The sequence below is a fragment of the Labilibaculum euxinicum genome (assembly GCF_963678175.1).
Classification (GTDB): domain Bacteria; phylum Bacteroidota; class Bacteroidia; order Bacteroidales; family Marinifilaceae; genus Labilibaculum; species Labilibaculum euxinus.
In genome coordinates this window covers 733,965-745,754 of record NZ_OY782756.1, presented here as the reverse complement: position 1 = coordinate 745,754, position 11,790 = coordinate 733,965, and the positions used below count along the sequence as shown (strand labels likewise).

3 protein-coding genes, 4 tRNA genes and 5 rRNA genes are annotated in these 11,790 nt (G+C 42.5%); 3 read left to right on the top strand and 9 right to left on the bottom strand.

What is annotated here, in order from left to right; all coding sequences use genetic code 11:
- Nucleotides 1–117: 117 nt before the first annotated feature.
- The 3 genes from ACY0M5_RS03350 to ACY0M5_RS03340 all read right to left on the bottom strand — a co-directional run bounded on the left by ACY0M5_RS03350 (nucleotide 118) and on the right by ACY0M5_RS03340 (nucleotide 2,017).
- Nucleotides 118–191, bottom strand: a tRNA-Ala gene (locus tag ACY0M5_RS03350).
- A gap of 86 nt (nucleotides 192–277) precedes the next feature.
- Nucleotides 278–351, bottom strand: a tRNA-Ile gene (locus ACY0M5_RS03345).
- A 146-nt stretch (nucleotides 352–497) separates the two neighbouring features.
- A 16S ribosomal RNA gene (locus tag ACY0M5_RS03340) occupies nucleotides 498–2,017 on the bottom strand.
- Between the two features lie 1,086 nt (nucleotides 2,018–3,103).
- Between ACY0M5_RS03340 and ACY0M5_RS03335 the strand changes: the two genes are divergently transcribed.
- From ACY0M5_RS03335 to ACY0M5_RS03325, 3 genes are all read left to right on the top strand, one after another.
- Entirely contained in the window at nucleotides 3,104–3,286 is a 183-nt protein-coding gene (locus ACY0M5_RS03335; RefSeq protein ID WP_461630803.1) for a hypothetical protein, read from the top strand.
- 11 nt (nucleotides 3,287–3,297) lie between these two features.
- On the top strand, nucleotides 3,298–3,849 hold the full coding sequence (locus ACY0M5_RS03330; RefSeq protein WP_461630802.1) for an IS3 family transposase: 552 nt from the start codon (nucleotides 3,298–3,300) through the stop codon (nucleotides 3,847–3,849).
- A 302-nt stretch (nucleotides 3,850–4,151) separates the two neighbouring features.
- Nucleotides 4,152–5,351, top strand: a complete 1,200-nt coding sequence (locus ACY0M5_RS03325; RefSeq protein WP_461630561.1) for an IS256 family transposase — start codon at nucleotides 4,152–4,154, stop codon at nucleotides 5,349–5,351.
- A 443-nt stretch (nucleotides 5,352–5,794) separates the two neighbouring features.
- On the opposite strand, the gene rrf (ACY0M5_RS03320) is transcribed toward ACY0M5_RS03325, so the two are convergent.
- From rrf (ACY0M5_RS03320) to ACY0M5_RS03295, 6 genes are all read right to left on the bottom strand, one after another.
- Nucleotides 5,795–5,904: ribosomal RNA gene (gene rrf / locus ACY0M5_RS03320) — 5S ribosomal RNA — on the bottom strand.
- A 112-nt stretch (nucleotides 5,905–6,016) separates the two neighbouring features.
- A 5S ribosomal RNA gene (rrf, locus tag ACY0M5_RS03315) occupies nucleotides 6,017–6,127 on the bottom strand.
- A 106-nt stretch (nucleotides 6,128–6,233) separates the two neighbouring features.
- Nucleotides 6,234–9,110, bottom strand: a 23S ribosomal RNA gene (locus tag ACY0M5_RS03310).
- Nucleotides 9,111–9,231: 121 nt separating this feature from the next.
- Nucleotides 9,232–9,305 (bottom strand) — tRNA-Ala (locus ACY0M5_RS03305).
- Between the two features lie 86 nt (nucleotides 9,306–9,391).
- Nucleotides 9,392–9,465, bottom strand: a tRNA-Ile gene (locus ACY0M5_RS03300).
- Nucleotides 9,466–9,611: 146 nt separating this feature from the next.
- Nucleotides 9,612–11,131 (bottom strand): 16S ribosomal RNA (locus tag ACY0M5_RS03295).
- Together the 16S, 23S and 5S rRNA genes with 2 tRNA genes alongside form the textbook arrangement of a ribosomal RNA operon.
- Nucleotides 11,132–11,790: the final 659 nt, after the last annotated feature.

Sequence of the window (11,790 nt, the reverse complement as noted above, 5' to 3'; positions counted from 1 at the left end):
GTTAACAAAAATTAAATCCCGTTACCGGAATTCATCCCTGTTTCTTTACTTTTGTTACTTCTACTTTAATTTTGTTTCAATATGTCAAAGAACTTTAAATACACCATCGTATTTTTGTGGAGAATATCGGAGTCGAACCGATGACCTCCTGCGTGCAAGGCAGGCGCTCTAGCCAACTGAGCTAATCCCCCATAATCGTTTCACTCCAATTACAAATTACAAATCATTTAATTACGTTCTATTCGTAATCAATAACTCCTAATGGATAATTAAATAGTAGTCCTGCGCAGATTTGAACTGCGGACCCCTACATTATCAGTGTAGTGCTCTAACCAACTGAGCTACAGGACTATTACTACCTATCAGCTTAGCGGTGAAAACACCCTAACGCTATGGGTTATGGTATAAATAAATTTATGAAAACAATCAGTCAGGAAATACAGTCTAAAACTCTTATCGAATCTCAATTCCTATAGTACAATACTTCCAATCTCTAGAAAGGAGGTGTTCCAGCCACACCTTCCGGTACGGCTACCTTGTTACGACTTAGCCCCAGTTACCAATTTTACCCTAGGACGCTCCTTGCGGTTACGTACTTCAGGTCCCCTCGGCTTCCATGGCTTGACGGGCGGTGTGTACAAGGCCCGGGAACGTATTCACCGTAGCGTTGCTGATCTACGATTACTAGCGAATCCAACTTCACGGAGTCGAGTTGCAGACTCCGATCCGAACTGAGACCAGCTTTTGAGATTAGCATCCAGTCACCTGGTAGCTGCCCTTTGTACTGGCCATTGTAACACGTGTGTAGCCCTGGACGTAAGGGCCGTGCTGATTTGACGTCATCCCCACCTTCCTCTCACCTTACGGTGGCAGTCTCGCTAGAGTCCTCAGCTTAACCTGTTAGCAACTAACGATAGGGGTTGCGCTCGTTATGGGACTTAACCCGACACCTCACGGCACGAGCTGACGACAACCATGCAGCACCTTGTAAATTGCTCCGAAGAGAAAGCCTATTTCTAAGCCGGTCAATCTACATTTAAGTCCAGGTAAGGTTCCTCGCGTATCATCGAATTAAACCACATGTTCCTCCGCTTGTGCGGGCCCCCGTCAATTCCTTTGAGTTTCATTCTTGCGAACGTACTCCCCAGGTGGATTACTTAATGCTTTCGCTCAGTCACGCACGGTGTATTGTGCACAACGAGTAATCATCGTTTACGGCGTGGACTACCAGGGTATCTAATCCTGTTCGCTCCCCACGCTTTCGTCCATCAGCGTCAATGTTAGCTTAGTGAGCTGCCTTCGCAATCGGTGTTCTACGTTATATCTATGCATTTCACCGCTACATAACGTATTCCGCCCACCTCAACTAAATTCAAGGCTTTCAGTATCAATGGCAGTTCCGGAGTTGAGCTCCGGGATTTCACCACTGACTTAAAAGCCCGCCTACGGACCCTTTAAACCCAATAAATCCGGATAACGCTTGGATCCTCCGTATTACCGCGGCTGCTGGCACGGAGTTAGCCGATCCTTATTCTTACAGTACCTTCAGTTCACTACACGTAGCAAAGTTTATTCCTGTAAAAAAGCAGTTTACAACCCATAGGGCCGTCATCCTGCACGCGACATGGCTGGTTCAGGCTTGCGCCCATTGACCAATATTCCTCACTGCTGCCTCCCGTAGGAGTCTGGTCCGTGTCTCAGTACCAGTGTGGGGGACTATCCTCTCAGACCCCCTAAGCATCATAGTCTTGGTGAGCCGTTACCTCACCAACTAACTAATGCTACGCATGCCCATCTTTTACCTCCGTAGATTTAATATTCAAACCATGCGATTCAAATATATTATGCGGTATTAATCCAAATTTCTTTGGGCTATCCCCCAGTAAAAGGTAGGTTGCATACGCGTTACTCACCCGTGCGCCGGTCTCTAAGCAGCAAGCTGCCTATACCCCTCGACTTGCATGTGTTAGGCCTGTCGCTAGCGTTCATCCTGAGCCAGGATCAAACTCTTCGTTGTATAAAAACTTTTGTTATAATTCTGCTCTTGGATGTATTTATAGTTATCGTAATTCTTACTTGACAAGGTTTTATTCCCTGTATTTACCTAACTTGTTGTTTCCAATATTTTCAAAGAACTTCTGTCGGCTGTATACCCCTTACTTAAAAAGGCAACCTGTTCTAAAATTTCATTCTTAAACAAGACAGTCGTTACTGTCTCTAAAAGCGAGTGCAAAGATAAAGAAATAAATCCCAAACCTGCAAATCTTTTTTCAACTTTTTTTTCAGGACAATTTCGCTGTAATCCCCAAGTTTCCTAGGGTCTCACGAGCTCGTTAGCTCCCAAAGCGGGTGCAAAGATAAATCATTTATTTCATTATATCCTAATCCCAAAGTGAAAAAATTTCAAAAAAAAATAAAGCCCGTTCCGGTGATAAAAAAATTACTCCCCAAATCACTCAAAACCCTGCTCACTTTCCGTTGAAAGCGGTGCAAAGATAAACCATTATTTTTCCCAATTCCTAATACATTTAAAAAGTTTTTCCAAACATTAACTTAACTAACTGATAACATGAATAATTATTTTTTATAAAAAGTAAATTAACCAATGATTCCTGATGGTGCTGAGTAAAACATTATTCGCTGATGATCGGGAGATCCCTCCATTAGGGATAGAAGCGATATCCTTTTAACGAGGAACGAAGTAAAAGATTTAGCGGATAGCCCGACCAATTTCTCTATTCTTTCTTATACAAAATTGGGAATGGACTTACTCATCATCTTAATTAAAAAAATATCAATTAGAAATTATCTATCCCTGAGAATAATAAAACAAGAAAATGAAAGCTTGTATCTTTAAATCTTATCCTGCTATTGAACAAACTATTTTTGATTGAAAAGAGAGAGAGAGATCACCTATTCATTTTAACTCATGAAGAATTACTGGACCTGCTACATTTGTTGGTACAATGGTTACGCCCGAAATTCTTATATTTAAATTATGGCAAAACATTATGAAACAGATTTTAAGTTGATGATCGTGAATCTACTTAAATCGGGACAAAGCGCACGGCAAGCATCTCAAAATTAAGGATTAAACGCCAATATGATTCACAGGTGGCTTAGAGAAAATTTGAGCGCCAAAGAATCTTTTACAGGGAAAGGCAATATTTCACTAAGTCCGGAACAAAGAGAGATAGCCCAGTTAAGGGCAGAACTAAAAGAAACTAAATTGGAACGTGATATATTAAAAAAGGCGGTAAGCATCTTCTCCAAGAGCGACAATTAATATATGATTTTATGTATAAGCATAAAAAAACATATTCTGTTGGGAAGATGTGTAAGTATTTAAAAGTAAGCCGGAATTCTTATTACCACTGGAAGTCTGTTAAACTTGCTAAAAAGAAATACTCAAAAAGAACTGTTTTGGTAAATGAGATTAAAAGGATTTTTAATGACAGTAGACAAACTTATGGAAGTCCTCGTATTCAGGCTGAATTGGAGAAGCTTGGATATAAAATATCCAAAGCTTATGTTGCCAGACTAATAAAGACAGAAAACATTCGATTCAAACTTAAAAAACGATTTGTTAATACAACTTACTCTAAGCATCATTATAAGATCGAAAAAAACACTCTGGATCGACAATTTAAAGTTGAACAGCTAGGTAAAGTATGGGTGTCTGACATTACTTATATAAGAGTTAATGACAAGTGGATTTACCTAACAACAATGATTGATTTAGCGGACAGACAAGTTGTTGGTTGGTCATTAAGTAAGGATATGACATATGAAAACACGGTTCTTAAGGCATGGAATACTGCACGTAAGCGACGACAAATAATACATTGATTTATACTTCATTCAGATAGAGGCGTTCAATATGCCTGCAATAAAATAAGGGATCTTTTTATGGGTAATAATAAGATAAACAGAAGCATGAGCAGAAAGGGAAATTGTTGGGATAATGTCGCAGCTGAAAGCTTTTTTAAAACCATTAAGTCGGAAATGATATACCGAAATGAGTTTTAAATCAGCAGTATCCCATAAAGTGTGTAAGTAAAGTTATTCTGATTTTTTCGGAGCCCTTTTCTAGCTCAAGAAAAAAATTGGAAATAACTTTACGTTAGTCTCATATTAAAAGCACACTTATTATGGAACCAAAAGATTTATTGACCGATGAAATTTTAAAGCAATTCAAAACAGGAAAACAGCTAAATGACTTTCTGATGCAGGTTCAAAAGCGAGGCATTGAGAAAATGCTCGAAGGGGAACTTGATGATCATTTAGGCTATGAGAAGCACGAAAAGGCAATAGCGCATAATTCTAGAAATGGCTATGGTACCAAGAAAGTGCGAACAAGTTTGGGAGAGTCTGAAATCATTGTACCCCGCGATAGGGATGCTAGTTTTAACCCAATGATTGTACCCAAGCGTGGCAGTATGGTTGAAGGTCTGGAAAATATCATTGTATCGTTTTATGCCAAAGGAATGAGCAACAGCGACATTGAACGACAAATTCGGGAACTCTACAATTTTGATGTTTCTGCCAGCACGATATCCCGTATTACCGATAAAGTAATTGGAGATATTGTTGCATGGCAAAACCGCCCGTTGGAACCGGTTTATCTAATCGTTTGGATGGATGGTATTGTCTTTAAGGTGAGGGAGAATTCTAAGATCATCAACAAAACCATCTACATTTCCGTAGGACTCCGAAGAGATGGACTTAAGGAAGTCTTGGGACTATGGCTGGGTAAAAATGAATCCTCGGCTTATTGGATGAGTGTTTTAACAGATATGAAAGCTCGTGGACTTGAGGATATACTCATTACCGCAACAGATAATTTAAACGGATTCACAGATACCATTCGAAACGTATTCCCACTGGCAACAACTCAAATCTGTGTGGTTCATCAGATCCGAAACACCTGCAGATACGTTGTATGGAAAGATAAGAAGGAGTTTACAATGGATCTAAAACTCATTTATGGTGCTCCTACTAAAAATGCAGCAGAGGCTTCCTTAGAGGATTTTGCCAATAAATGGAATTCAAAATATTCCTATGCAGTAAAGAGCTGGCGGGAGAATTGGGATGAATTGACTGCTTTTTTTGAATTTCCTCTGGAGATCAGAAAAATCATTTATACCACCAATTTAATCGAGAATCTGAATGGTAAAATCAGAAAGTATACAAAGAATAAATTGTCCTTTCCTTCTGATGATGCAGTAATGAAATCGGCCTATCTGGCCACAAGGGAAGCGACCAGAAAATGGACGATGCCGATCCAAAACTGGGGAGTGATACTTAATCAGTTTTTAGCTATATTCGAAGAAAGGGTCAGACTTAACTAAAGTCTAACCCTGGAAATAGCACTTACACACTTTGCGGGACAGTGTCTTTTTATCGTTTACTCATGCATATAACCATGTATACGATTATATTGAAAATTGGTACAATATTAAAAGTATACACTCTAGTTTAGGATATAAAACACCTTTAGAAAAAGAAATTGAATTAAGAGCATATTATAAATTGGCAGCCTAATCCTTTTTGTACCAAATTTTGTTGCAATTCCACTAATTTTGATATGATTTGTGAGAATAAGTTTAAATTTGTCATGAGAGAAAGTGGTTTTTGTTGTGCAACTCAAAGATACTTTGAGATACTTAAATTCTTTCTCTCTTTTTTATTCGTTTAGGACGCGATTGGCTTTATATCAATATGGAAAACAAATTTCAATGATCTTAGCACATAAAAAAGAGTCTCATTCCTTTTTGGAACAAGACTCTTTAATAGTTGGCGTTGACCTACTCTCCCACCATTGGCAGTACCATCGGCGCTGACAAGCTTAACTTCTCTGTTCGGAATGGGAAGAGGTGGAACCCTGCTGCTATAAACACCTTAATTCTTTTGATCCTTTTTGGGGATCTACTCCTTAATCGTACCAAACCGATCCGGCACAAAAATACTTTATAACAAAAAAGAGTCTCATTCCATTGGAACAAGACTCTTTAAAAGTTGGCGTCGACCTACTCTCCCACCTGTTGGCAGTACCATCGGCGCTATCGGGCTTAACTTCTCTGTTCGGAATGGGAAGAGGTGGAACCCCGATGCAATAGACACCTAAAATCATTCATCTAATATTGAGCTTACACCCTCAAGATAATATCATAGACATATCAAAAAAATCAAAGTAAAAATAACATCCGAAAAAATTCAGAAATGAACACCGCACTCAAAAGTTTTAGGGTAATTAGTATTGCTCGGCTTTGACGTCACCGCCTTTACACCTGCAACCTATCAACGTCGTAGTCTCCAACGACCCTTAAAGGAAATCTCATCTTGAGGTAGGCTTCGTGCTTAGATGCTTTCAGCACTTATCCCTTCCGAACGTAGCTACTCTGCAATGCAGCTGGCGCCACAACAGATGCACTAGAGGTTCGTCCAACCCGGTCCTCTCGTACTAGAGTCAGATCCTCTCAAATTTCCAACGCCCACAACAGATAGGGACCGAACTGTCTCACGACGTTCTGAACCCAGCTCGCGTGCCACTTTAATGGGCGAACAGCCCAACCCTTGGGACCTTCTCCAGCCCCAGGATGTGACGAGCCGACATCGAGGTGCCAAACCGCTCCGTCGATATGAGCTCTTGGGAGCGATCAGCCTGTTATCCCCGGCGTACCTTTTATCCTTTGAGCGATGGCCCTTCCATGCGGAACCACCGGATCACTATGCTCTACTTTCGTACCTGATCGACCTGTATGTCTCACAGTCAAGCACCCTTGTGCCATTGCACTCTACACACGATTACCAAACGTGTTGAGGGTACCTTTAGAAGCCTCCGTTACTCTTTTGGAGGCGACCACCCCAGTCAAACTACCCACCACACACTGTCCGTCGTCAGACGTTAGACTCCAGATAAGCAAAGGGACGTATTTCAAGGTTGACTCCACAAGTCCTGGCGAACCCGCTTCATAGTCTCCGTCCTATCCTACACATTACTTACCCAAAATCAATGTGAAGCTGCAGTAAAGGTGCACGGGGTCTTTCCGTCCCGTTGCGGGTAATCGGCATCTTCACCGATACTACAATTTCACCGAGCTCATGGCTGAGACAGTGCCCAGATCGTTACACCATTCGTGCAGGTCGGAACTTACCCGACAAGGAATTTCGCTACCTTAGGACCGTTATAGTTACGGCCGCCGTTTACTGGGGCTTCATTTCAATGCTTCTCCGAAAATAACATCTCCACTTAACCTTCCAGCACCGGGCAGGTGTCAGGCCTTATACTTCAACTTTCGTTTTTGCAAAGCCATGTGTTTTTGATAAACAGTCGCCTGGGCCATTTCACTGCGGCTCTCATCGCTGAGAGCGTCCTTTCTCCCGAAGTTACAGGACTATTTTGCCGAGTTCCTTAGCCATGAATCACTCGAGCGCCTTAGTATACTCTACTTGACTACCTGTGTCGGTTTGAGGTACGGGCAGCTTTAACCTGAAGCTTAGAGGTTTTTCTTGGAAGTAAAATTAGGCACACTATCTGCGCTGCCGTAGCATTGCAGTACTATCGACTTTCAGCTCAAAATGCGGATTTACCTGCATCTCTCATCACGTACGGTCTTCAACGAACTATTCCGTCAGTTCGCGGTGCTTTCATCTCTTCGTCACCCCATCGCAGTTAAAGCCGGTACGGGAATATTAACCCGTTGTCCATCGAGTTCGCCTTTCGGCTACCCCTTAGGTCCCGACTAACCCTGATCCGATTAGCGTTGATCAGGAAACCTTAGTCTATTGGCGTGCGGGTTTCTCACCCGCATTATCGTTACTTATGCCTACATTTGCTTTTCCAGAAGCTCCACAATGCATTACCACACTGCTTCTGCGCCGCTGGAATGCTCCCCTACCAGTTAGAATAAATTCTAAATCCATAGCTTCGGTAGTATGTTTTATGCCCGATTATCATCCATGCAAGATCGCTCGACTAGTGAGCTGTTACGCACTCTTTAAATGAATGGCTGCTTCCAAGCCAACATCCTAGCTGTCAATGCAATCTCACCTCGTTAGTTCAACTTAACATACATTTGGGGACCTTAGCTGATGGTCTGGGTTCTTTCCCTCTCGTCCGTGGACCTTAGCACCCACGGGCTCACTGCCAGATATAAGTTATAGCATTCGGAGTTTGTCTGGATTTGATAGGCGGTGAAGCCCTCGCATCCAATCAGTAGCTCTACCTCTATAACTCTCGACTCTGACGCTGCACCTAAATGCATTTCGGGGAGTACGAGCTATTTCTCAGTTTGATTGGCCTTTCACCCCTACCCACAGTTCATCCCAAGACTTTTCAACGTCAACGGGTTGGGCCCTCCACTCTGGATTAACAGAGCTTCAGCCTGACCATGGGTAGATCACCAAGTTTCGCGTCTACCCCCACTAACTTTACGCCCTATTCAGACTCGCTTTCGCTTCGACTACGGACCTGAAGCCCTTAATCTCGCTAGTGAGGAGTAACTCGTAGGCTCATTATGCAAAAGGCACGCCGTCACACCAAAAGGTGCTCCGACCGCTTGTAAGCGTATGGTTTCAGGTACTATTTCACTCCTCTATTCGAGGTGCTTTTCACCTTTCCCTCACGGTACTTGTTCACTATCGGTCTCTCAGGAGTATTTAGCCTTACCGGATGGTCCCGGCAGATTCACACAGAATTTCTCGTGTTCCGCGCTACTCAGGATACTGCTGGAGGCATTTTGCTTACGTGTACGAGACTATCACTCTCTTCGGTGTGTCTTTCCAAACACTTCCACTTCACGCCATTTCTCTTATTGCAGTCCTACAACCCCTACATTGCCGAAACAATATAGGTTTGGGCTGATCCCCGTTCGATCGCCACTACTAGGGGAATCACTTTTGTTTTCTTCTCCTCCGGGTACTTAGATGTTTCAGTTCTCCGGGTTTGCCTCCATTGCTGGATACCTATTAAAATAGGTGGGTTGCCCCATTCGGAAATTCACGGGTCAAAGGTTATTTGCACCTCTCCATGACTTATCGCAGCTTATCACGTCCTTCATCGCCTCTGAGAGCCAAGGCATCCGCCATACGCTCTTAATTACTTCTTATTGTGTTAACAAAAATTAAATCCCGTTACCGGAATTCATCCCTGTTTCTTTACTTTTGTTACTTCTACTTTAATTTTGTTTCAATATGTCAAAGAACTTTAAATACACCATCGTATTTTTGTGGAGAATATCGGAGTCGAACCGATGACCTCCTGCGTGCAAGGCAGGCGCTCTAGCCAACTGAGCTAATCCCCCATAATCGTTTCACTCCAATTACAAATTACAAATCATTTAATTACGTTCTATTCGTAATCAATAACTCCTAATGGATAATTAAATAGTAGTCCTGCGCAGATTTGAACTGCGGACCCCTACATTATCAGTGTAGTGCTCTAACCAACTGAGCTACAGGACTATTACTACCTATCAGCTTAGCGGTGAAAACACCCTAACGCTATGGGTTATGGTATAAATAAATTTATGAAAACAATCAGTCAGGAAATACAGTCTAAAACTCTTATCGAATCTCAATTCCTATAGTACAATACTTCCAATCTCTAGAAAGGAGGTGTTCCAGCCACACCTTCCGGTACGGCTACCTTGTTACGACTTAGCCCCAGTTACCAATTTTACCCTAGGACGCTCCTTGCGGTTACGTACTTCAGGTCCCCTCGGCTTCCATGGCTTGACGGGCGGTGTGTACAAGGCCCGGGAACGTATTCACCGTAGCGTTGCTGATCTACGATTACTAGCGAATCCAACTTCACGGAGTCGAGTTGCAGACTCCGATCCGAACTGAGACCAGCTTTTGAGATTAGCATCCAGTCACCTGGTAGCTGCCCTTTGTACTGGCCATTGTAACACGTGTGTAGCCCTGGACGTAAGGGCCGTGCTGATTTGACGTCATCCCCACCTTCCTCTCACCTTACGGTGGCAGTCTCGCTAGAGTCCTCAGCTTAACCTGTTAGCAACTAACGATAGGGGTTGCGCTCGTTATGGGACTTAACCCGACACCTCACGGCACGAGCTGACGACAACCATGCAGCACCTTGTAAATTGCTCCGAAGAGAAAGCCTATTTCTAAGCCGGTCAATCTACATTTAAGTCCAGGTAAGGTTCCTCGCGTATCATCGAATTAAACCACATGTTCCTCCGCTTGTGCGGGCCCCCGTCAATTCCTTTGAGTTTCATTCTTGCGAACGTACTCCCCAGGTGGATTACTTAATGCTTTCGCTCAGTCACGCACGGTGTATTGTGCACAACGAGTAATCATCGTTTACGGCGTGGACTACCAGGGTATCTAATCCTGTTCGCTCCCCACGCTTTCGTCCATCAGCGTCAATGTTAGCTTAGTGAGCTGCCTTCGCAATCGGTGTTCTACGTTATATCTATGCATTTCACCGCTACATAACGTATTCCGCCCACCTCAACTAAATTCAAGGCTTTCAGTATCAATGGCAGTTCCGGAGTTGAGCTCCGGGATTTCACCACTGACTTAAAAGCCCGCCTACGGACCCTTTAAACCCAATAAATCCGGATAACGCTTGGATCCTCCGTATTACCGCGGCTGCTGGCACGGAGTTAGCCGATCCTTATTCTTACAGTACCTTCAGTTCACTACACGTAGCAAAGTTTATTCCTGTAAAAAAGCAGTTTACAACCCATAGGGCCGTCATCCTGCACGCGACATGGCTGGTTCAGGCTTGCGCCCATTGACCAATATTCCTCACTGCTGCCTCCCGTAGGAGTCTGGTCCGTGTCTCAGTACCAGTGTGGGGGACTATCCTCTCAGACCCCCTAAGCATCATAGTCTTGGTGAGCCGTTACCTCACCAACTAACTAATGCTACGCATGCCCATCTTTTACCTCCGTAGATTTAATATTCAAACCATGCGATTCAAATATATTATGCGGTATTAATCCAAATTTCTTTGGGCTATCCCCCAGTAAAAGGTAGGTTGCATACGCGTTACTCACCCGTGCGCCGGTCTCTAAGCAGCAAGCTGCCTATACCCCTCGACTTGCATGTGTTAGGCCTGTCGCTAGCGTTCATCCTGAGCCAGGATCAAACTCTTCGTTGTATAAAAACTTTTGTTATAATTCTGCTCTTGGATGTATTTATAGTTATCGTAATTCTTACTTGACAAGGTTTTATTCCCTGTATTTACCTAACTTGTTGTTTCCAATATTTTCAAAGAACTTCTGTCGGCTGTATACCCCTTACTTAAAAAGGCAACCTGTTCTAAAATTTCATTCTTAAACAAGACAGTCGTTACTGTCTCTAAAAGCGAGTGCAAAGATAAAGAAATAAATCCCAAACCTGCAAATCTTTTTTCAACTTTTTTTTCAGGACAATTTCGCTGTAATCCCCAAGTTTCCTAGGGTCTCACGAGCTCGTTAGCTCCCAAAGCGGGTGCAAAGATAAATCATTTATTTCATTATATCCTAATCCCAAAGTGAAAAAATTTCAAAAAAAAATAAAGCCCGTTCCGGTGATAAAAAAATTACTCCCCAAATCACTCAAAACCCTGCTCACTTTCCGTTGAAAGCGGTGCAAAGATAAACCATTATTTTTCCCAATTCCTAATACATTTAAAAAGTTTTTCCAAACATTAACTTAACTAACTGATAACATGAATAATTATTTTTTATAAAAAGTAAATTAACCAATGATTCCTGATCGTGTTCCAAATTACAAGCATTTTATAACCCGATAAATAAAACTACTTTAATCTTCGAA